The organism is Humibacillus sp. DSM 29435 (genome assembly GCF_001758225.1).
In the GTDB taxonomy this organism is placed as follows: Bacteria; Actinomycetota; Actinomycetes; order Actinomycetales; family Dermatophilaceae; genus DSM-29435.
Genome location: NZ_MAST01000034.1, coordinates 103,848 through 124,908 on the forward strand (window position 1 = coordinate 103,848; position 21,061 = coordinate 124,908).

Sequence of the window (21,061 nt, forward strand, 5' to 3'; positions counted from 1 at the left end):
CCCGTCGCCGCCCGTCGCCGCGCGGTCCGCACCCGTCGCCACCCGTCGCCGCCCGTCGGCGCGCGCGTCTAGGGTGGCGTGCGTGAGTGAGCCAGCCCAGTCCACCCGTATCGCCACGTGGAACGTCAACAGCATCCGATCTCGCATCGACCGGGTGACGGCCTGGCTCGAACGGGCCGACGTCGACGTGCTCGCGATCCAGGAGACCAAGGCCCGCGACACGCAGTTCCCCTTCGACCGCTTCCGCGACCTCGGCTACGAGGTGGCCCACCACGGCCTCAACCAGTGGAACGGGGTCGCCGTGGTCTCCAGGGTCGGCCTCGACGACGTGCAGGTCGGTTTCGAGGGGATGCCGGGCTGGGGCGACCCCGTCGCGGCCGAGGCCCGGGCGATCAGCGCGGTCTGTCGCGGCATCCGCATCTGGTCGCTCTACGTGCCCAACGGGCGCTCCCTCGACGACCCGCACCTGCAGTACAAGCTGTCGTGGCTGGCCGCCCTGGCCACCGCGGGTCGCGGCTGGCTCGCGGCCGACCCCGGCGCCGAGGTCGCACTGCTCGGCGACTGGAACGTGGCGCCGACCGACGCCGATGTGTGGAGCGTGCCGTTCTTCGAGGGAAGAACACACGTCTCCCCCGATGAGCGGGCCGCCTTCGAGGCCGTCGTGGATGCCGGCTTCGTCGACGTCGTGCGGCCGCACGCCTCCGAGCCCGGCACCTTCACCTACTGGGACTACACCCAGCTGCGGTTCCAGAAGCGGCAGGGCATGCGTATCGACTTCGCGCTCTGCTCCCCCGCCCTGGCGGGCCGGGTCGTCGGCGCCGCCATCGACCGCGAGGAGCGCAAGGGCAAGGGCGCGTCTGACCACGCACCGGTCGTGTTCGAGGTCGGCTGACCCACGGTCTCCGGTGGGCGCACAGCCGACACCGGGGTAGCCACCAGCGCGGTCCCAGCCGCGCGCTCTAGCGTCGCCGGGTGAGAGCCCGTCAGCCCAGCATCACCCACGCCTTCACGCTGCTCGCTGCCTTTCTGGCGACTGCCCTCGTGCTGGGAGTGCTGGCCGCCGGCCTCTTCCTCCCCGGAGCGGCAGCCGTGGGCGCTCTGACCCAGTCGGGCGACAGCACCTTCGACTCGTTGCCCAACAGCTTCACCGTCAACCCGCTCTCGGAGGGATCGCGCATCCTGGCCGCCGACGGGTCGCTCATCGCCATGCCTCAGGACCAGAACCGTCGCATCGTCTCGCTGAGCCAGGTCGCACCCGTCATGCGCCAGGCCCAGGTCGCGATCGAGGACGACCGCTTCTACCAGCACGGCCCGATCGACCCCCAGGGTCTGGCCCGGGCCGCGCTCGAGGACCTTCGCACCGGATCCGCGACGCAGGGCGGGTCGACCCTGACCCAGCAGTTCGTCAAGATGAGCCTGCAGGAGCAGGCGCTGGCCAGCGGTGACACCACTGCCGCCCAGGCGGCCACCACCAAGTCTGTGCTGCGCAAGATCGTCGAGCTGCGGTACGCCGTGGCGCTCGGTCGTGAGTGGACCAAGGACCAGATTCTGCAGGGCTACCTCAACCTCGCCTACTACGGAGACCAGGCCTACGGCGTCGAAGCGGCGTCGCTGCACTACTTCGGCGTGCACGCCGCCGCCCTCAACCTCACGGAGGCCGCCACCCTCGCCGGACTCGTTCAGAGCCCGAGCCTCACCGACCCGGTTCACTACCCCGCCGCAGCGACCGCGCGACGCAACGTCGTTCTCGACCGGATGCACCAGCTGGGAATCATCACCAACGCCGCGCTGAAGACCGCCAAGGCCCGCCCCATGGCCGCCGACCTGCACGTCACCAACCCCACGAACACGTGCGCCGCGTCGAAATACCCCTACTTCTGCACCTTCGTCATTCGGTGGCTCGAGGAACAACCGGCCCTCGGAGCGACCGTGGCGACCCGGAAGGCCCGCATCTACTCGGGCGGACTCACGATCCACACCACTCTGGACCCACAGGTGCAGCAGAACGTGGACCGGTCGATCCGCGACGTCGCCCCCGACCACAACCACCTGGGCGTTGCCGCGGCGGCCTACGTGACCGAGCCAGGCACCGGCAAGGTGCTCGCCTTCGGCCAGAACACCAGCTTCGGGCTGACGGCCGGCTCGGGCGGCACCGCCGTCGACTACGCCCTCGACCAGCGCTACGGCGGGTCCGGAGGGTTTCAGTTCGGCTCGACCGCCAAGGCCTTCTCCCTCGTGACCGCGATGGACCAGGGGCTCGGCACCGACGCCACCGTCACCGGCATCGGGGCCACCCCGCAGCACGCGGCCACCTACACCCCGAGCGACTTCCCGCAGCCCTGCGGGCTCTCCCGCAACTGGGACGTGCTCAACGACGAGGCCTGGGGCGGCGGGACGATCTCGTTGAAGACGGCCACCGCGAAGTCGACCAACACGGCCTTTGTGGCGCTGGCCAAGCAGATCGGGGTCTGCGCCATCCGCGACACCATGGTGGCCTTCGGCATCCACGCCTCCAACGGCGCTCCACTGGGCACCTACCCGCCTCAGATCATCCTCGGCGCGCAGGAGGTCTCACCCCAGACGATGGCCAACGCCTACGCCGGCCTGGCCGCTGACGGCACCCTGTGCCAGACCTACCCCGTGACCGACATCAGCGCCCACGGCAAGAGCATCTGGGCCCCGAAGCCGTCCTGCAAACAGGTGGCCGACCCCTCCGCCGTGTCCCAGGCGACCCAGTACCTCGAGTACAACATGACGCACGGTTCCGGCCAGCTCAACCAGCTGCCCGGCCGGGAGTCGGCCGGCAAGACGGGCACGTCGAACGGCAACTCGCAGTCGTGGTTCGTGGGCTACACCCCGGGGCTGACCACTGCGGTCTGGGTCGGCAACCCCACCGATGCGACGAGGCCGATGTTCAACGTCTCGATGCAGGGCAAGTCATGCACGGCGATGACCGGTGCCTGCTTCGCGGCTCCGATCTGGCGAAAGATCATGGAGCGCACCCTGTCGGGAACCCCGGCCCAAGCGATGCCCTGACGCGACACGGGCACATCAGGGGGTGGACGGCCCCGTCTTGGCGTCAGAGCGACACGACGACCGGCTCGGACCCCGGGGCGTCCCGCCTGGAACCGAGAGTGAGTGCGACCAGGCCGCCGAGCAGGGCCGCGACGGCGCCCCCGAGAAACACCGTCTGCACCTGCACGACGCCCGCGCCGAGCAGTGCGTCGGTGTCGAGCGGGTTGGGCAGTCGGCGCACGGCGTCGAAGTAGCGGTTCAGCCCCACGGCCGTGAGCAGCGCCAGACCGACGACCATGCCGACCATCCGGGCCACCACCACCAGCGAGCTCGCCACTCCGTGCGCGTGCGAGGGTGAGTCTGCGAGCACGGCGTTGTTGACCGGCGCCAGGGCCAGACCCACGCCGAGCCCGACCGCGACGAGCACGACGGTCGTCGACACGGCGTCGTCGAAGGAGGTCAGACCCCACCGCGACATGGCGACCATTCCCACCCCGGCGATGACCAACCCGCCTCCGGCCACGAGACCGTCGCCCAGGTGCCGAAGGGCCCAGCCGCCCACGACCGCCCCGACGGGCACCGCGAGCAGAAAGCGCACCAGCACGAGCGCCGCGCCGGTCTCGTCGTAGTCGTCGGTGAGGCGCGCGAGCAGCGGCACGTCGACGATGACGGCGACGAGCGCGGCTCCGACGAGAAGGCTCACGACCAGGGCCCGGATGCCGCGTCCGTGCAGCACGCCCCGGGGCACCAGCGGGTCGGCCGCCTTCGCGTGCCACCACACCGCCGCCACCAGGGCGACCAGGCCCAGCGGCAGCAGGGCGTAGCCGAGGGGCCCCACGACCTCCTTCTCGGGGTCGGACGACGCGAACGTGAGCACGAGGGCGCCGAGCACCACGGCGATGAGCCCAGCGCCTACGAGGTCGAGGCGCCGCAGCAGGGCCCACCAGCGCGAAGCGGTGACCACGGCCAGCAGGGCGAGCGCCACCAGTGCGGTCACCCCGATCGGGGTGAGCACCCTCGACGCACCGACGAAGGGCACGAACGGCTCACCCAGGGTCACGTCGGTGACAAGCCGGGTGGGGGCGGCGAGGGCCAGCCCACCAAGGGCGAGGCCCGCCACGGCCAGCACCCAGGCGATGGCGGTCGCGGACCGTGATCGTGGGCGCCCGGTCGGGGCCACGGTAGGGACGGCTCGGCTGCCGAGCACGCGGATGACGGCGTACAGCACGATGCCCGCAGCGACGTTGGCCCAGAAGATCGCCCGCCAGCCCGACCACGCGAGGATGACGGCGCCCAGCACCGGGCCGAGCACCGAGCCGAGCTCTTGCACCGCCCCGACCACACCGAGGGGCGTGCCGCGTCGCTCCGGTGGCCAGCGGTCGGCCACGAGGGCGAGGGTGGCCGGCACGAGTCCACCGCCGCCGACGCCCTGCAGCACCCGTCCGGTGACCAGCACCGGCATCTCGACGGCGAGGGCTGTGATGCCCGACCCGATCACGAACACCACGAGACAGCCCAGCAGCACCCGGTGCCGCGGCAGCAGGTCGGCGAGCCGGCCGATGAGGGGCAGTACGGCGATGTAGCCGAGCAGGAAACCCGAGATGATCGGCGTGGCCTCCTGCAGCGCGTCGATGCCGATGCCGACCCCCGACATCATGTCGGTGAGCGCGAGCACGACCACGTAGGTGTCGGCGGCCGCCAACGCGACGGCCGCGGAGGCGGCCGCGAGCAGGGCCAGACGATCCCCTCCCCCGGTCGTCAGCCCGCCGGCCGGCGCCTGGACGGCGGGCTGCGGAGAGCTCACGCTCAGGGCTTCTCGATGGTGACCGGCTCGCCGTACTTGTCGAGCACCAGCGTGTAGGTCGCGGCGGTGCCCGCCCCGAAGAACGGGCCCTTGAGCACGACCTGGCGCAGCTGGCCGTCGTCGGTGAGGCCGTAGGTGGCCGCGAACGTGCCGTTGCGGTCGCCGATGCCGAGCAGGTCGACGACGTTCGCTCCGGGAACGGTGCCGCTGATCGTCGAGAGCACCTCGCTGCCGAGGCGCACCGGCTGGCCCTTGGTCGGGTTCGAGGTGGCGGTGAGCAGGGTGGTCAGACCCTTGTCGGTGGAGAAGAGCATGGCCGGGTCGGGTAGGCCGAACGTCTTGGGGTCGATCTTGTTCATCCCGGGAATGAGGGGCAGCTTGGCGTAGACCTCGCCGTTCAGCGAGATCACCTCGGCATCGGCTTCGATGCCGCGAAGCCGCACCTTGAAGGTGCCCTTGAAGGCCGGCGGGTGCTGGCCGACCCCCTCCGCCGAGACGATGCCGTCGGCCCCGTCGGGCACGTCGGCACTCGTGAGTGTCAGGTGGAAAGAGGTCGCCGCGTCGGCCTTCGCCTTGGCCCCCGCCAGGCGCTGGGCGGGGCTGATCTCGGTCGACTGGCTCGGCGAGGGGGTGTCCGCCTCGCTCGAGCAGGCGCTGACGCCGACGAGGCACAGGGCCGCCAGGGTGGTCGAGACGATGCTCTTCGGCAGACGCATGGTCGTCAGGCTAACCGAGGTCGACACCGACATCGCTATGCTCGCCGAACGCTCACCCCGTCGGACGGGGGCCTCAGACGAGGGGGCTCTGTCCGTTCGTACACGAAGGAGGCCGGCCATGATCCTGCTCGGTATCGTCGTTCTGCTGGTCGGCGTCGGCGCCGGAGCGGTCACCTATCTGGCCACCGCGGGTCGCGACGGCACCATCGCCGTCGAGGCCCTCGGGTTCACTCGCACGGCCAGCGCGATCGAGCTGGCCGCCTACGGCCTCGCCGCCGCGCTCGTCTTCTGTATCGGCTGGGCGCTGATCTCCGCGGGGTTGCGCCGGCGTGGCCGCGTCAAGCGCGACGAGCGTGAACGCGCGCGCATCGACGAGCTCGAGCGCCGGGCCAGTGCTGATCGCGCCGAGAGCGAGCGTCGCTTCGAGGAGGCAGGGCGCCGAGACGAGGACCTGCGCCGCCGCGACGACGACCTCGGTCGCCGTGAGAAGGAGGTGTCGCTGCGCCACGACCGCCTCGACGTCCGTGAGCAGCAGGTCGCCAGCGCAGAACAAGCCCTGGCGCACCGCCGGCAGGAGTTCGAGGAGCAGCTGAGGCCCTCGGTGGCCGACGTCGTCGCGGGTCGGGCCCAGGGCAGCGTGCACGACGGCACCGCAGAGTGGGTCGGCCCCGCCCCGGTGCCCACCGTGTCAGCCGAGACCCGTGAGATCAGCACCACGGCCTCGCCGGATGCCGTCACCGAGGAGATGCCCCGCACGAGCGGTGAACACCGCTCGTGACGGCCCACGCGGCCTACGTGTTCGACCTCGACGGCGTGGTTCGCGACTTCGGAGCAGGCAGCGTTGACGGCGGCATAGAGACGGAGCTCGGCCTCCCGGCGGGCAGCGTCGCCGCGACCGCGTTCCGCGATGACCTGGTCGGGCCCACCATCACCGGTCTCCAGAGCTTCGAGCAGTGGTTTGCGGCCATCTGTTCCGAGCTCGAGCAGGTCGCGGCGGATCCCGGTCGGGTGCGCTCAGCGATGCAGCGGTGGCGCGCGCACCGCGGCACACCGATCCCCCAGACGGTCGCGCGGCTGACGTCGTTGCGCGCCGAAGGGCGGCGGACCTACGCGTTCACCAACGGCACCGACCACGTGCCGGCCGAGCTCGACCTGCTCGGTGTCAGCGAGCTGTTCGACGCCGTGCTCAACAGTGCAGACTTCGGGGTGGCCAAACCCGACCCCAGGGCGTACGCGGCCGCGCACCGCACGATCGAGCGGGGCCTCGGGCGGATCATGGCCGCTCATGAGGTGTGGTTCACCGACGACCAGGTGGCCAACGTCGAAGCCGCTCGCGACTTCGGTTGGCACGCAGAGCTCTTCGTTCGACCGACGAGCATCCGGCGAAACCCTAGCTGACCCTGCTGGCCTGGGCGGTGCCGAGCGTCGGCACGACCTCTCCGGAGGAGAGCGCCCCCACGACTGCGACGGCGGGGTATCGACCGGCGTCGGCCGCGATCTGCGGCACCTCGGCGGCGGTCAGCACCGCGATGGGCCCCTTGCGCTCCACGGTGGCGGCGCCGATTCGCACCGTCAGCGCGATCTCGCCTCCGCTGTTGTCACGGGCCGTGGCCCCGGCGACCACGAACACCCGGTCGGCCGCAGACTTCGGCGGGCCCACCGTCTTGAGGAAGGTGCCCCCGGCCCAGCCCCCGTTCGCCACCCCCGGTGGGATGGCCCCCAGGCTCTGCCGGGCGCCTCGTTGCCCGGGTGGGCCGAACACGGCCAGCACCGTCGAGCCGGGCTGCGGTCCGCCGTAGGTGGCCTCGCGCAGCACCATGACGTTGCCGCGGTCGCCCGCCGATGCCTGGCCGATGATGTCGAGCAGGGTCGAGGTGCTGCCTGGCTCTGGCTGGCCAGAGTCACGGGCGACCGCGCCGGCCAGCAGACCCACGGCTCCCGGCGTGTCGAGCTGCTCCTCGAGCTCGCGCTCCTCCTCGGCGATGACGACGGTTCGCGCGGCAGGGCTGCCGCCTCCCGGCTCGCGAGAGTCGGTCCAGGCGTACGTCGACCGCGATCGCGACCCCGTCATGACGAACGGCAGCTTCTCGGTTGTCTCGCCGCCGATCTTCGCCTTGATGAGACCGGCCGGGTCGAACACCGGGGTGCTCACCGGGATCTTCACGTGCCGACCAGCATCATCGACGTGCAGCACCGTGCCGAAGAAGCCATCCGCCATCAACCAATGGCCGGCCCCGGCCGGCACCGCCATCGACTGTCTGGGGATGTCTCCGCTCAGCACGACGCGGGGGCCGGAACGTCCTCTGTCGCGGATGACGGCGTACCGGCCACTCGTGAGCAGGGTGACGTAGGGGTCACCGTCGAACGACGCGGCGTACGCGGCACAGACCTCGGAGGGCAGCTCTTCCTCGGCCTTGCGGACGTCCACGTCCTCGTCGTCGCGGACGTCGCTGATGTGCTCACGCCAGGCGTCGAGCGACCGCTGGAGCAGGTCGCTGTCACCCGCGAGGCTGCCGCCGCGCGGGCCGAAGTCGGAACACGCCCTTGATGAGCTGCTCGTGGTGAGCTTCGGGTCGTCGTCGCCCGCACGCACCTTCCACGTGATGCCGCCGGCGGCCAACACCACGACAAGCCCACCGATGATCCACCAACGCCGTGACATGCGGCCCCCTGACCGGTTGTGCGATTGGGCCACATCGTAAGTGCTGGGCTGGGCCGCATCGGTCCCCCATCTCCGGCCACGGCTTACGCTGGGGCCGTGAGTGCCGAACCCGCCCGGCGAAAGCCGCGCCACGACAGCGTGACCCGTGAGATCGCCGCGACCCCTGAAGCGATCTTCGACGTGCTGTCCGACCCCAGCCGGCACCCCCGGCTCGACGACTCGGGCATGGTGCTGGCCAGCGTCGACGCCGAGGTGGTCACGGCATCCGGCCAGGTGTTTCGCATGGAGATGACGATGGGTGGGGTCAACCGCTACCAGACCGACAACCGCGTGTTCGTCTTCGAGCCCGGGCGCGCGATCGGTTGGAGCGTGGCCGAAGCAGGCGCCGAACCACTGGGCTGGACCTGGCGCTTCGACCTCGAGCCTTCTGCCACCGGGACACTCGTCACGCAGACCTACGACTGGTCACAGGTGACCGACACCGAGACTCTGCAGATGATCCCCTTCCCCGCTGTCCCTCGCGAGGCCCGGCTCGAGACCCTCGCCCTGCTCGCCGAGCTGGTCGAGACCCCCTGACCCGGCTGGGTCAGGCCAGAGTGAGGGTCTGACCGGTCTCGTCGAGGTCGACGGCAACCGTGCTGCCGTCGCGCACCTCGCCGGCGAGCAGCGCCCGGGCCAGCCGGTCGCCGATCTCGCGCTGCACCAGTCGCCGTAGCGGACGCGCACCGTAGGCGGGGTCGTAGCCGGTGGCCGCGAGCCAGCCGCGAGCGGCATCCGACACCTCGAGGCTGATGCGCCGGTCGCCGAGACGGGTCGCGAACTGGCGCACCTGCAGGTCGACGATGTGCGCGAGCTCGTCGCGAGTCAGGGCGTCGAAGACGACGACCTCGTCGAGCCGGTTGAGGAACTCGGGCTTGAACGTCGCGCGCACCAGCCCCAGAACCGACTCGTGGGCGGCCTCCGGCGTCAGGGTCGGGTCGGTGAGGAACTGCGAGCCGAGGTTGGAGGTGAGCACGAGGATGACGTTGCGGAAGTCGACGGTGCGACCCTGCCCGTCGGTGAGACGGCCGTCGTCGAGCACCTGAAGCAGGATGTCGAACGTCTCGGGGTGGGCCTTCTCGACCTCGTCGAGCAGCACCACCGAGTAGGGCCGGCGCCGCACGGCCTCGGTGAGCTGCCCGCCCTCCTCGTAGCCGACGTAGCCGGGAGGGGCGCCGATCAGGCGCGCCACCGAGTGCCGCTCGCTGTACTCCGACATGTCGATGCGCACCATGGCGCGCTCGTCGTCGAACAGGAAGTCGGCCAGGGCCTTGGCCAGCTCGGTCTTGCCGACACCGGTCGGGCCGAGGAAGAGGAACGACCCGGTCGGGCGGTCGGGGTCGCTGACGCCCGCGCGGGTGCGGCGAACGGCATCCGACACGGCTCGCACCGCGGCGGTCTGGCCGATGAGGCGCGCGCCGATGTGCTGCTCCATGTGCAGCAGCTTCTCGGTCTCGCCCTCGAGCAGGCGACCCGCGGGGATGCCGGTCCAGGCCGAGATGACGTCGGCGATGTCGTCGCTGCCGACCTCCTCCTTGACCATCGGCTCATCGTCGTTCGAGGGGGATGCCGCTTCGCTCTCCTGGGCGGCCGCGAGCTGCTTCTCCAGCGCAGGGATGTCGCCGTACTTGATCTTCGAGGCGCCTGCCAGGTCGCCGTCACGCTGCAGTCGGTCGGCCTGGGCGCGGAGATCGTCGATCTGGGCCTTGAGGTCACCGACGGCGTTGAGGCCGGCCTTCTCGGCCTCCCATCGCGCGTTGAGCGCGGCCAGCTCTTCGGAGCGGTCGGCGAGGTCCTTGCGCAGCCGTTCAAGACGGTCGCGCGAGGCCGCATCGGTCTCGTTCTCGAGCGCGAACTCCTCCATCTTGAGGCGGTCTACTGCGCGGCGCAGCTCGTCGATCTCGACCGGGCTGGAGTCGATCTCCATGCGCAGCCGGGAGGCGGCCTCGTCGATGAGGTCGATGGCCTTGTCGGGCAGCTGGCGCCCGGAGATGAACCGGTCGCTGAGCGTGGCCGCAGCCACCAGGGCCGCGTCGGAGATCGTCACCTTGTGGTGGGCCTCGTAGCGCTCCTTGAGCCCGCGCAGGATGGCGATGGTGTCTTCGACGGAGGGCTCACCGACGAAGACCTGCTGGAAGCGCCGTTCGAGAGCGGCATCCTTCTCGATGTGCTTGCGGTACTCATCGAGCGTGGTGGCGCCGACGAGGCGCAGCTCACCGCGGGCGAGCATGGGCTTGAGCATGTTGCCGGCGTCCATGGCACCCTCGCTGGCGCCCGCTCCGACGACGGTGTGGATCTCGTCGATGAAGGTGACGACCTGGCCGTCGCTGTTCTTGATCTCCTCGAGCACGGCCTTGAGGCGCTCCTCGAACTCGCCGCGGTACTTGGCGCCGGCGATCATCGCGCCGAGGTCGAGGCTGATCAGGGTCTTGCCGCGCAGGCTCTCGGGCACGTCGCCTTCGACCATGCGCTGGGCGAGCCCCTCGACGACGGCGGTCTTGCCGACTCCGGGGTCACCGATGAGCACGGGGTTGTTCTTGGTGCGGCGGCTGAGCACCTGCACGACCCGGCGGATCTCGGCGTCGCGACCGATGACGGGGTCGAGGCGGCCCTCGCGGGCCTGCTCGGTGAGGTCGGTGCCGTACTTCGCGAGCGCCTCGAAGGTGCCTTCGGGGTTGGCGGAGGTGACCGGGCGACCGCCACGCAGGCCCGGTATCGCCGCCTCGATGGCGTCGGCGTCGAGACCGAAACGGCCGGTGCGCGCCATCGCGAGCAGCAGGTGGTCGGTCGAGACGTACGAGTCGCCCATGGCGGTCATGTACTGCTGCGCCTGGGTCACCGCCGCCAGGCCGGCGCGTGACAGCGCCGGCTGCTCGGCCCCGGTCACCTGGGGCAGGCTGGCCATGGCTGACTCGGCGGCCTTGGTGGCCGCCTCGACCGAGGACCCGGCGGCGGTGAGCAGCGCCGGGGTGGTCGTGCCGCTCTGGGCGGCGAGCGCCAGCAACAGGTGGGCGGGCTCGATGTTGGGGTGGTGCTTGCCGGCGGCGGTCGTCGCGGCCTGGGCAAAGGCCTCCTGGGCCCGGGTGGTCAGCTGCAGGTCCATGAGCGCCTGATGCCTTTCTGTCGGCGTAACGGGGTCATTAGCGGCAACCCGATCAAGGTTGAGTCTATTCCGCTCAAGTCTGTGATGGCCAGCGCCCGAACCCCCACCACGCGCACTACCTGCCATGGCCGCTTGTGTCACCCCCGAAGACCTCGTCGCGCGCCTGCACGCCAGCCACGATGGGCACGTCCGGAGCACGACGCCTCGGACAGCGGGCGGCTCACCCAGCGCCCACAGACAGGAACAACCCACCAGCACCAACCGAAGGAGAACACCCATGAGCACCACAGCTATCGCCCCGGCGACGCGCCAGCGCGCCACCGCCGGGGCCACCCTCATGTCCGTCCTGCTGGTCGCCGTCGTCGCGGGTCAGGCCGTGGGTCCGATGCTGGTGCGCACGCTGCGCATCGACGGGGGCACCGCCGAGAAGATCGCGCGCGCCGTCGACTTCCTCGGCTCGGTCCCGTGGTGGGCCCTGCTCATCATCGGTGGCGGCGTCGCCGGTACCCTGCTTCGCCTCGTCATCCGTTACGGGTGGCGCTACGCGGCGGCGTGGTGACCACCAGCCACCGCGCTTCGCCAAGACGAGACTGACGTGAAGAAGGGGTGCCGCAGATGGCGTCAATGACCTACCTGGCTGAGAACCACCTCTTGCGGACGGTGCGCCGATACGGAATCGACGTCCCTCTGCGGCACCGCTTCTTCACCCTATCCGCGGCCGGCGTCTTCGTCGTCGCCGCCGTCATCGGTACCTGCGCCGGCCTGCTGTCGGGGCTACCCGAGGACGGGCAGGTCGCCCGAGACACACTCCTGCTGACCGCCCCGGTCGCCTGGGCGCTGGTCGTCGCCCTCAGCTCACCGGGACGCACCCTGCGCACCGCCCTGGACTCCTCGCGCGGCTGGGCGCTGATCGCCACCACCTCGGCCACCCCGCGCGAGTTCGCCTACGGTCGCTACGTCCTGCCCGAGCTGGCCAAGACCCTGATCGCCAGCGGCGCAGTGGCCGGCGGCCTGTGGGGCATGGTCGTGGTCAACAGCACCAGCCTTCCGGATGCCGTTGGGCTGGCCGCCGTGGCCAGCGTCGGGATCGCTCTCGGCGTAGGTGTGCGAGCCGCCCTCGTCGTCGCCGGCCCGGCGCGACGCCTCGCCAGGATGTCGCCTCGGTTCACGCGCGCACTGCTGGCCACGGTCGCAGGCATCACGGTCGCCGCCTACGTGCTGGTCGATGTCTCACTTCTGCTGGCCGGTCTGACCCTCGGGGTCGGCGTCGTGCTGTCCGCCGCCGTCGCCGCCCATGGCCACCGTCGGCTGGCCGGCGTCGAGTGGACCGACGTATCGGAGGTCTCGTTGCGCAACAAGACGGTGCGACACGAGGCACCAGCCCTGCCGAACCGTCGCTCTCGGGCGATCCTCGCCGTCGACCTGCGCCGCCTGCTTCGATCGGGAGACACCCGGCTGAGACCGGTCGTCAACTACATCGGGCTGCTCGTCGTGCTCGCCATCGGTGCCGTGGCCTACGCCCTCTTCGGCGGCACGGTGGTGCTTCCGCCCGACCTGCCTCGTGGCGAGCTGACGGCAGGGGTCTGCGCCTTCGCGGGCTACGCCGCGAGCCTGGCCGCCGCCAGCGTGCTGGCCATGGACGCCGACCGCCATGCGTACACGCTCTGGTCACTCATCCCCGGCGCCACGCGCGCCGTGGCCATGATGCGCGCGGCTGTCGGGTCCCTCATCGTGGCAGGCTGCGGGCTCGCCGCGATCGCGGCCGCGTCCGCCGCCCTCAGCCTGGGGCGCCGCGACCTCGGGCTCGCGCTCGTCGCCGTCTTCGCGATGGCCGCGCTGTCCCCGGTCATCGAGCTGGCCGGCTCGCTGCGTTGGCCCGAGCTCGACTGGGTCGACGCGACCGAGATCGGCACGTCTTCAGGGCCCCGTTACGTGCTCGGTTTCACCGTCGGCATCCCCGTCGCCGGAGCGCTCGCCATCGCCCGGACCACCGACTTCGTCCCGACGAGCGCCCAGCTGGCCCTGGCCTTCCTGGCGTTGCCGCTCCTGGCTCCCATCGTTGCCGCCACCATCATGTCCCCGGTCACCCGGGCCGTCACGAGGAGATCGCATGCTTGAGATCCGCGCCGACATCGGCTTTCCCGGGCACGTCGTGCTCACGGGGGTCGACACCGTCGTCTCGCCCGGTGAGGGAGTACTCCTCGTCGGCCGAAACGGGTCAGGCAAGACCACCTTGTTGCGCACCGTCGCCGGCGTGCTCGCTCCCTCTCGGGGTGCGGTGCTGGTCAACTCCGAGCCGGCGAGCCGTCAGAGCACGAGACGACACCTCGGGCTGGTTCCCGACCCCCCGCCCCTCTACGAGGAGCTGACTCCCTGGGAGCACCTCGAGCTGGTGCGACGGCTGTGGCGAGGCGACGTCGTCACCACCTCTCGGGTCGAGCAGGTCATTGGGCTGCTCGACCTCGACTCCCACCTGCACCAACGCTGTGACACGCTCTCGCTCGGCTGGCGCAAGAGGGTCGCCGTGGCCATCGCGCTGCTGCACGAACCGCACCTGCTCCTGCTCGACGAGCCCTTCAACGGGCTCGACCGGCGCGCGACCCGCCAGGTGCGCCGTGTGCTGCGGCAACACCTGGCGGCGGGCGGCAGCTTCATCGCCTCGATCCACCAGCCCGAGCTGCTCGACGATGTCGCGACCAGGGTGCTTGCCGTGCAGAACGGCACCGTGCTCTACGACGGTGACATCTCGGGCTGGGACCCGGAGTGGCTCGACGCCGAGCTCGACGACGAGGACGGCTGGGATGACGACGAGGACGACGAGGACGAGGACGAGGACGAGCTGGAAGGCGAGGGCCCCGACGTTCAGCCGATGCTGGCCAGCAGCGCCGGGCGGGAACGGCGCCGATGACCACCCCGTCAGTGGTGCTCGCCGCCGCGACCCAGCGGCCGCGACGTCGCGACGTGCTGGCAGTGGCGGCCTGCGTCCTGGTGCAGATCGCCGTCATGACGACGTTCGCGCTCCTCCCGCGCGAGCGAGCCGGCGTTCCGCTCGACCTCGCCCCGATCGGCTTTGCCGAGATGTTCGTCCACAACGGCTCGGTCTTCCTCCTGTGGCTCGCCGGCGGCCTGACCCTGGGCCTCGTCTCGCTCGGCCTCGCAGGTCTCTCGTCGGCCGCCTCGGGCCTGAGCATCGGAGCGGCGTTCGAGCGCAACGGCGCCGAGACCTTCACCCACCTCGGCCACGCCGTCTTCGAGCTGCCGGCGCTGGCCATCGCTCTCTGGCTCAGCCTTCGCCCTCTCGCCTGGGCCGCCCAGTCCCTCCGGTCCGGTACCGACCACGGTGGCCGAGACCGGCCGCCGCTGGTGGGCTTCCTCAGGGGCCTCGCCTGGTGGCTGCCGATCGCCGCAATTCTGCTGGCTGCGGCTGCTGTCTGGGAGACCGCGACACCCTTCCTGCCAGAGCCCACCCCATGACCGCCGGCCAGGACAGCACCACCCCGAAACGGCCACCGACGCCACCGCCACCGCCGCACGATCCCAGCCGCAAGGAGCCAACCATGACCCAGCCCACACGCCCACTCGCAGCCGGCGCCGGGGACGGCCGAGTCCGGTCGGTGCGACCGCCTCGGAACTGGACCGCCGGGTCTCGCACTGCCGAGACCCGACCAGCTCGCGGCGCGTTGAACCGGCGACCCCGTGTCGCCTATGTGCTCGCCGTCGCACTGTTCGCCGCAGCGTTCACACCCAGTGCCGTCACCTCGGTCACCGGCGGTTCCGGCTCGGTGCCGTTGACCGTGCTCTGTGGGCTGGGGCTCGCCTTCTTCGGCGTCGTGTCCGGGGTCATCGGCTCCCTCATCCTCGACGTGCTGCTTATGCTCGCGGTGCGGGTCGCCGGGGCTGACGCAACGCTGCGGCAGGCATCAGGGCGGGTCGACGCGGCGCTCCTCCCCCTCGCCGTCGGGGTCGTCGCGGCAGCAGCCTTCGTGCTCGTCCAGGGAGCTGCTGTCGCCTTCGCCTCGCCGGTGGTGTCGGTGATCATGGCCGCGGCGGTGGCTGCGCATGGCATCGCCCTGTACCTCGGCCTGCCGCCGGTGCTCGGCCGGTCCGTCGGTCGGCGCGTGGTGGCGGTGGCCTGCTACGCGGTGGTTCCGGCCGGAGTCATCAGCGCCGCCCAGGCCCTGGGCGGGGGCTCGTGAACCGGCCGGCCGCCACGATCGTCAGCAGTCACGGGATGCCGTCGCCGGCCGCCACCGACCACCCGGCGTTCGGGGCGCCCTCGATGCTCAGCCTTCGTGACGTCACGGTCGAGGTGCTGGGCCGCACCGTGCTCACCTCGGTATCGCTGGACGCCCGGGCGGGCGAGCTGCTCCTGCTGGCGGGTCGCAACGGCGCAGGCAAGACGACCTTGCTGCACGCGGCCCTCGACCTGCTGCGACCGACGTCGGGGCAGGCCTACCGAGCACAACCGCATCCGCCGCAGGACCCGGGGCGCCAAAAAGAAGGCCGACCCGACAGCCGGCTGAGCATCGGGGTCAGCTTCGACACTCCGGCCATGCTCCCGCGCAGCACCGCTCGCGAGGTCATCGACCTCATGGCCGAGTACCGAGGGCTGCCAGGTGCCGAGCCCACGAGCGATCCGGCGCTGCGCCTGCTGGTCGGCGACATCCTCGATGTCCGCTGCAACCGAATGTCGCACGGCATGCGTCAACGGGTGTCGCTCGCTGCGGCCCTTCAAGGCGACCCCGACCTCGTGGTGCTCGACGAGCCCTACAACGGCCTCGACCCCTCGTCCATGGCTGTGCTGAGCAGGCTGCTCCGTCGGGCGGCCGACCGTGGCGCGGCAGTGGTGGTGTCGTCTCACTACCTGGCCGAGCTGGCGCCGGTCGCAGACCACCACGTGGTTCTCGAGGCAGGCCGGGTCGTGCTCGACTCCGACCTCATGGCGCCTGACGCCAGACAGCGGCACACCCTCGTCGTCGGCGACCGGGGGGTCGCGGTCACCGTGCTTCGCCAGCGCGGCGTCGAGGTCGACACGGCCGACGGTCGCCTCGACGTGTGGGTGAGCGACCGGGGCGAGCTAGCCACGGCCCTACGTCACCTCGTCGCCGCCGGAGTCGACCTGTACGCCGTGATGCCCGGCCGCCCCGCCACCGAGGAGCTGGTCAGCCGTCTGCTCACGCCCGACCTCGACGAGGTGACGTCATGACCAACGTCATCGCTCTCGAGCTGCGTCGTCTCACTTCACGCCGCTCGACGGGTCTCGTGGCGCTCGCCACCGTCGTCGGGGTGGTGCTGTTCGGCTTCGTGCTGCTCGGGGCGATCGCTTCGCTGGTCGAGACCGATGCCGGAATGGACGCCTCCACCCGTAGCGAGATCAGCACCCGGGTGGCCCAGCTCGCGCCGCAGCATCTTCCGACGATCCTCGCCGACGTCACGGTTCAGCTCGCCCCCTCGCTGGGCCTCCTCGCCGGCACCATCGTGGCCTCGGCCGACCTGAGGCTGGGGCTCATCCGGCTGTTCGTCGCCGGGGGCATCTCCCGCACGTCCCTCCTGGCGGGTAAGCACGTCGTCGCCGGCTGCCTCGCTTGCGGCCTGGCTCTGGTCTCGCTCGTCACGGCCGGCGCGTGCTCGCTCGTCGCGGCTGCCGGGTCGCCGTGGACAGCACCGGCGACCGCAAGCGTGCTGGCGGTTCTCGGTGTGGTGGTCGTGGTCTGGTGCACCTTCGCGGCCGCGGGCCTCGCCCTCACGGTGGCGGCTCGGTCAGGGGTGGCCGGATTCGTCGCGGCAGTGGCGGTCTTCGTGACCGGCGGCGGTCTGGCAGCGGCAGCGAGCGCAGACGGCTGGGTCGGCACGGCGTTCGCCCTGCTGCCGACCGGGCTCGCCGAGACGGCGGTGCGCGCAGCCGCCGCAGGCACGGGTGCCTGGCTTCCGGTGCTGGGGCTGTGTGTCTGGATGGCCGGGGCGGTGGCGGCGAGCCTGGCGCTCGGCCGCCGCATGTCACTGCGTTGAGCCGACCCCGAAACCTAGGATGACCAGATGAACAGTGAGCAGATCGCTGTCGAGATCACCAACGTGGTGTTCGGCGAGCGGCCGTTCGTCTCCGGTTACGACCGTGCGCACGTCGATGACTTTCTTGATGCGCTGCGCGCGGCCGTGGTCGGGAACGCGTCGGTCGACGACGTGCGCGCGATGGTCGACGAGGCGCGCTTCTCGACCCGCCGGGGAGCCTACGACCAGTCGGAGGTCGACGCCTTCCTCGATCGGGTGGTGGGGCTGTACGCCGGCGTCGCCCCCACCCCGTCGCCGCCCGTGCGACCTGGCGACCCCGGCGTGGGCACCCCTCGCGCCCGGCTCGACGCGCCTTCAGGCTCCGCCCTGATCGCGCCTCGCCCGGGTCTGTTGACCCGTCTCGGCAACAAGCTGCGAGGTTGAGGCCCTCAGGGCTACAGGGTCATAAGTCACCGGGTCACCAGCGTCGATGATCACCGGAGGACTGGCTCATCTCGACCCGCTCGGGTCGGGGTCGTACCACCCACCGTGAGCGGCAGCGGTTTCGCGGAAGCGATCGGCGAGGGTGTCGTCGTCACGGGTGATGACGTGCACCGCCCACTCGTGGTCGTCGGCGTCGTCTTCACCCGCGAGCGCCTCACGCAGCACCCGAACCTCGGTGAAGCCGTCGCGCATCAGCTCGTCGGCCACGTCGTCTGCGGCGTCCCGGTCGGGCAGTACCAGCAGGTGTTCTTGGTGCACACGACCGACCTTAGAAGGAGGCTGCGGCCATGGCATCTTGGGCAGGTACGCTCCAGACGTGCCTGCGCCCGCTGACCTGCTCACTCTCGGTGACGCACCCTTCATCCGGCTGACGACCTTTCGCAGGTCGGGTGAGCCGGTGGGAACCACCGTGTGGGTGGCTCGCGACGGCGACTCGCTCGTCGTCTTCACGCCGGTCGGTGCGGGCAAGCTCAAGCGGCTGCGGCACACGAAACGGGTGCAGCTGGTGCCGAGCTCACGTCGCGGCGTGGTTGCCGACGACGCGCAGTCGGTGGAGGCGATGGCCGAGATCGACTCCAGCGAGAGCACGCTGCGGCACGTCAGCGCCCTGCTCAACAAGAAGTACGGCGTTGAGTACAAGCTCGTGATGCTCGTGGAGAAGGTGTTCTCGCGTGGCTCGCGCGAGCGCGACGTCATCCGCATCACGACGGGCTGAGCAGCCCCCGCCCCGGCCCACGATGCTTCAGCTGGTCGTGGTGGCCATCGCCGGCACGATGACGCCCGCCACGATGGCCGACTGCACGTCGCTGATGGCCTTGGCCACCGCATCGCCGCCCCAACCGCCGTCGGCGATCTGCCGTGCTCGTTCCTTGCGCTGCCTCTTGTTCATCTCGGGAACCAGCTTGGGCAGCAGGCCGGTTGCCGCGATGACCGCGACGAGACCCGACGTACGCGGGTCGGGCTGGTTCGAGCCGGTGAGCGCCCCGCGGATGGCCTCGACACGTCCCGAGCGCGCGCTCGTGAGCTGGACACGACGCGTGGTCGGGAACACCCCCATCAGCCTGTCCTCGTGCGAGCGCACCAGGCCGTCACTCTCGAGTCGGTTCCAGGTGGCATCGCGCAGGTCTCCGGCCCGGTCCTTGAAGCTCTCGGCGCCACCGATGCGCGCGACCGCCTTCTTCGGGGTGAACCCATCGGCGCGGGCCAGCAGTGGTACGAGCTCGGGGGCCACATCGGCCCCGCTCGAGCGCAGCCGCGCCTCCTTGCCGTCGCACTCGAGGGCCAGCGCCTCCTGCAGGTTCAGCTCGAGCAGGGCCGCCCCTGCAAGGCCGGCCTTGAGGTGTCCTTCGGGGATCAGCCTCTTGCCGGATGCCGGGTCGTGGGCCAGCAGCAACAGCTCGGCGTGAAGCGGGAGCGAGGACGTGCTGAACATGGCGGTGCCTCCGGGTCTTCGTCTCTGCGTTGGGTGGGCGGACGAGCTGTCTGCTCACTGACGACGCTACGAACGAACGGCCGCGGTCGGATCCCCCACCGGAGTGAGTTTCGCCAATCAACGGTGTCCCCCGCGAGGTGGAGGTCTGACGCTGCCGGCGGCAAGGGCCTGCGCCCGTCTGCGCAGGTAGACCACAGCTCCGCGGGAGACCGTTCTAGGAGCGGGTTCCGGGGCGCCAGACCACGAGCGACTGCGAGGAGAGCGGTCTCGGCGGGCGCTCGCCCGGTCGCACCGTGACCACCTCGCCCCGACGGCCCACCGCGAAGACGCGAGTGCCAGAAGCGAGGGCGGCGTGAGCGGCATCCAGCTCGGCGCCGAGCTCGTCGACGCGTGAACGCAACGCCAACACATGGTTCTCGAGGTCGAGGATGCGCTGAATGCCGGCGAGCGACACGCCTTCCTGCGACAGCCGTTGCACCTCGCGCAGCAACGCCACGTCACGACCGCTGTAGCGCCGGCCGCCGCCGCGGGTGCGCGACGGCGAGACCAGCCCCAGGCGGTCGTACTGTCGCAGCGTCTGGGCGTGCATGCCGGCCAGCTCGGCCGCCACGGAGATGACGAAGACCGGGGTGTCGTCGTCGTGGGCCATCGTCATCACCTTCCTCGCGGTTGCGCTGCTGGTTCCACAGGTCTTCGGATTCCGCTCAGGTGCGGGCGCGCTCGAACAGGTCGGCCCGCGGATCGTGGCCGTCTTCGGCCGCGGCCATCTTCTCGACGGCCTCGCGAGCCTCGTCGGTGAGGCGCTGCGGCACCACGACCTGAACGCGGGCCAGCAGGTCGCCGGTCGACTCTCCACGCTTCACGCCACGGCCCTTGACCCGAAGCACGCGCCCACTCGGGGTGCCGGGGGCGATCTTGACCTTGACCGAGGACCCGTCGAGGGTGGGGACCGCGACGGTGGCACCGAGGGCAGCCTCGGCGAAGGTCACCGGCAGGTCGACGGTGAGGTTGTCACGATCGCGGCCGAAGACCGGGTGCTTGTCGACCGACACCGTGAGGATGAGGTCGCCCGGCTTGCTGCCCGGGTCGCCCTGCCGACCCTTGCCGCGCAGTCGGATCTTCTGACCGTCCTTGACCCCAGCGGGGATTCGCGCCGTGATCCGCCCGAGGTCGGGTGAGCTCAGGGTGACGGTCGAGCCCTCGACCGCGTCACGGAACGGGATGCTGGTGCTCGCCGACACGTCGGCGCCGGCGCGGGGCCCGGCCGTGGAGCCGAAACCACCGAAGCCACCGCCGCCCCTGCCGCCGTAGCCCTGGGCGCCGCCGCCGAACATCTGGCTGAGCAGGTCGTCGATGTCGGGCTGGCCACCGCCGCCGCCTGCGCCGAACGGTGCGTGTTGGCCGCCCGCGCCACTCTGCCCGAAGGCGGAGAAGATGTCTTCGAAGCCGGCACCGCCACCACCGGGGCCGCCTGCGGTGAACCGGGCGCCGCCGCCGGACATGGCGCGGATGGCGTCGTACTCCTTGCGCTGCTCGGGGTCAGAGAGCACGGCATACGCCTCGCCGACCTCCTTGAAACGCTCCTCGGCCTTGGCGTCACCGACGTTGTGGTCAGGGTGCATCGTGCGGGCGCGCTTGCGGTAGGTCTTCTTGATGGTCGCGGCGTCGGCGTCGTGCGCGACACCGAGAATCGCGTAGAAGTCCTTCTCGAACCAGTCCTGGCTAGCCAACTCGTCGCACCTCCTGGGCCGTCATCGTGTGGTCGGTCTCATCATGCTGGATGCCGCCGGGCTGCGTG

The 21,061-nt window shown here is 71.0% G+C and carries 22 protein-coding genes; 14 read left to right on the plus strand and 8 right to left on the minus strand.

What is annotated here, in order from left to right:
- Positions 1–82: 82 nt before the first annotated feature.
- The gene (locus BA895_RS16750; RefSeq protein ID WP_070193019.1) at positions 83–892 is read left to right on the plus strand and encodes an exodeoxyribonuclease III; all 810 of its coding nucleotides are present in this window, start codon (positions 83–85) and stop codon (positions 890–892) included.
- Between the two features lie 80 nt (positions 893–972).
- Complete coding sequence (locus BA895_RS16755; protein ID WP_070193020.1) at positions 973–3,036, plus strand: transglycosylase domain-containing protein; 2,064 nt, start codon at positions 973–975, stop codon at positions 3,034–3,036.
- A gap of 43 nt (positions 3,037–3,079) precedes the next feature.
- On the opposite strand, the gene BA895_RS16760 is transcribed toward BA895_RS16755, so the two are convergent.
- On the minus strand, positions 3,080–4,819 hold the full coding sequence (locus BA895_RS16760) for an MFS transporter (protein ID WP_371327732.1): 1,740 nt from the start codon (positions 4,817–4,819) through the stop codon (positions 3,080–3,082).
- A gap of 2 nt (positions 4,820–4,821) precedes the next feature.
- Entirely contained in the window at positions 4,822–5,535 is a 714-nt protein-coding gene (locus tag BA895_RS16765; protein ID WP_070193206.1) for an LppX_LprAFG lipoprotein, read from the minus strand.
- A gap of 118 nt (positions 5,536–5,653) precedes the next feature.
- Between BA895_RS16765 and BA895_RS16770 the strand changes: the two genes are divergently transcribed.
- Positions 5,654–6,313: a hypothetical protein gene (locus BA895_RS16770; RefSeq protein ID WP_070193021.1), complete on the plus strand. Its 660-nt coding sequence runs from the start codon at positions 5,654–5,656 to the stop codon at positions 6,311–6,313.
- Positions 6,310–6,933 carry an HAD family hydrolase gene (locus tag BA895_RS16775; protein WP_070193022.1) on the plus strand — a complete coding sequence of 208 codons (624 nt, stop codon included), beginning with the start codon at positions 6,310–6,312 and terminating at the stop codon, positions 6,931–6,933. The genes BA895_RS16770 and BA895_RS16775 overlap by 4 nt, the downstream gene beginning before the upstream one ends.
- On the opposite strand, the gene BA895_RS16780 is transcribed toward BA895_RS16775, so the two are convergent.
- Positions 6,926–8,197: a hypothetical protein gene (locus BA895_RS16780; RefSeq protein WP_070193023.1), complete on the minus strand. Its 1,272-nt coding sequence runs from the start codon at positions 8,195–8,197 to the stop codon at positions 6,926–6,928. The genes BA895_RS16775 and BA895_RS16780 overlap by 8 nt on opposite strands.
- A 96-nt stretch (positions 8,198–8,293) precedes the next feature.
- Here BA895_RS16780 and BA895_RS16785 point away from each other — a divergent pair, with 96 nt between their 5' ends.
- Positions 8,294–8,773: an SRPBCC family protein gene (locus BA895_RS16785; RefSeq protein ID WP_070193024.1), complete on the plus strand. Its 480-nt coding sequence runs from the start codon at positions 8,294–8,296 to the stop codon at positions 8,771–8,773.
- Between the two features lie 10 nt (positions 8,774–8,783).
- Here the strand turns inward: BA895_RS16785 and clpB are convergent, their stop codons facing one another.
- Positions 8,784–11,339 (minus strand): ATP-dependent chaperone ClpB, encoded by a 2,556-nt coding sequence (gene clpB / locus BA895_RS16790; protein WP_070193025.1) that lies wholly within the window; start codon positions 11,337–11,339, stop codon positions 8,784–8,786.
- A 277-nt stretch (positions 11,340–11,616) separates the two neighbouring features.
- Here clpB and BA895_RS16795 point away from each other — a divergent pair, with 277 nt between their 5' ends.
- The 8 genes from BA895_RS16795 to BA895_RS16830 all read left to right on the plus strand — a co-directional run bounded on the left by BA895_RS16795 (position 11,617) and on the right by BA895_RS16830 (position 17,771).
- Entirely contained in the window at positions 11,617–11,898 is a 282-nt protein-coding gene (locus BA895_RS16795) for a hypothetical protein (RefSeq protein WP_070193026.1), read from the plus strand.
- A gap of 65 nt (positions 11,899–11,963) precedes the next feature.
- Positions 11,964–13,457, plus strand: coding sequence for a hypothetical protein (locus BA895_RS16800; RefSeq protein ID WP_070193027.1), 1,494 nt, complete (start codon positions 11,964–11,966; stop codon positions 13,455–13,457).
- Complete coding sequence (locus BA895_RS16805) at positions 13,450–14,247, plus strand: ABC transporter ATP-binding protein (protein ID WP_070193028.1); 798 nt, start codon at positions 13,450–13,452, stop codon at positions 14,245–14,247. The genes BA895_RS16800 and BA895_RS16805 overlap by 8 nt, the downstream gene beginning before the upstream one ends.
- Positions 14,244–14,813 carry a stage II sporulation protein M gene (locus tag BA895_RS16810; RefSeq protein WP_070193029.1) on the plus strand — a complete coding sequence of 190 codons (570 nt, stop codon included), beginning with the start codon at positions 14,244–14,246 and terminating at the stop codon, positions 14,811–14,813. Before BA895_RS16805 ends, BA895_RS16810 begins: the two co-directional genes overlap by 4 nt.
- Before the next feature lie 83 nt (positions 14,814–14,896).
- Entirely contained in the window at positions 14,897–15,535 is a 639-nt protein-coding gene (locus BA895_RS16815; RefSeq protein WP_139142727.1) for a hypothetical protein, read from the plus strand.
- Complete coding sequence (locus tag BA895_RS16820; RefSeq protein WP_070193031.1) at positions 15,532–16,545, plus strand: ABC transporter ATP-binding protein; 1,014 nt, start codon at positions 15,532–15,534, stop codon at positions 16,543–16,545. Before BA895_RS16815 ends, BA895_RS16820 begins: the two co-directional genes overlap by 4 nt.
- On the plus strand, positions 16,542–17,348 hold the full coding sequence (locus BA895_RS16825; protein WP_070193032.1) for a hypothetical protein: 807 nt from the start codon (positions 16,542–16,544) through the stop codon (positions 17,346–17,348). Before BA895_RS16820 ends, BA895_RS16825 begins: the two co-directional genes overlap by 4 nt.
- A 27-nt stretch (positions 17,349–17,375) precedes the next feature.
- A complete protein-coding gene (locus BA895_RS16830; protein ID WP_070193033.1) occupies positions 17,376–17,771 on the plus strand; it encodes a DivIVA domain-containing protein in 396 nt (131 codons plus the stop codon).
- A 66-nt stretch (positions 17,772–17,837) separates the two neighbouring features.
- On the opposite strand, the gene BA895_RS16835 is transcribed toward BA895_RS16830, so the two are convergent.
- Entirely contained in the window at positions 17,838–18,089 is a 252-nt protein-coding gene (locus tag BA895_RS16835) for a hypothetical protein (protein ID WP_254666522.1), read from the minus strand.
- Between the two features lie 58 nt (positions 18,090–18,147).
- On the opposite strand from BA895_RS16835, the gene BA895_RS16840 reads away from it, so the two are divergent.
- Positions 18,148–18,546 carry a PPOX class F420-dependent oxidoreductase gene (locus tag BA895_RS16840; RefSeq protein WP_254666523.1) on the plus strand — a complete coding sequence of 133 codons (399 nt, stop codon included), beginning with the start codon at positions 18,148–18,150 and terminating at the stop codon, positions 18,544–18,546.
- Between the two features lie 27 nt (positions 18,547–18,573).
- Here the strand turns inward: BA895_RS16840 and BA895_RS16845 are convergent, their stop codons facing one another.
- The 3 genes from BA895_RS16845 to BA895_RS16855 all read right to left on the minus strand — a co-directional run bounded on the left by BA895_RS16845 (position 18,574) and on the right by BA895_RS16855 (position 20,993).
- Positions 18,574–19,263 (minus strand): GPP34 family phosphoprotein, encoded by a 690-nt coding sequence (locus tag BA895_RS16845; RefSeq protein WP_070193035.1) that lies wholly within the window; start codon positions 19,261–19,263, stop codon positions 18,574–18,576.
- A 214-nt stretch (positions 19,264–19,477) separates the two neighbouring features.
- Positions 19,478–19,918 carry a heat shock protein transcriptional repressor HspR gene (locus BA895_RS16850; RefSeq protein ID WP_070193036.1) on the minus strand — a complete coding sequence of 147 codons (441 nt, stop codon included), beginning with the start codon at positions 19,916–19,918 and terminating at the stop codon, positions 19,478–19,480.
- Between the two features lie 49 nt (positions 19,919–19,967).
- Positions 19,968–20,993 carry a DnaJ C-terminal domain-containing protein gene (locus tag BA895_RS16855; RefSeq protein ID WP_070193037.1) on the minus strand — a complete coding sequence of 342 codons (1,026 nt, stop codon included), beginning with the start codon at positions 20,991–20,993 and terminating at the stop codon, positions 19,968–19,970.
- Between the last annotated feature and the right edge of the window lie 68 nt (positions 20,994–21,061).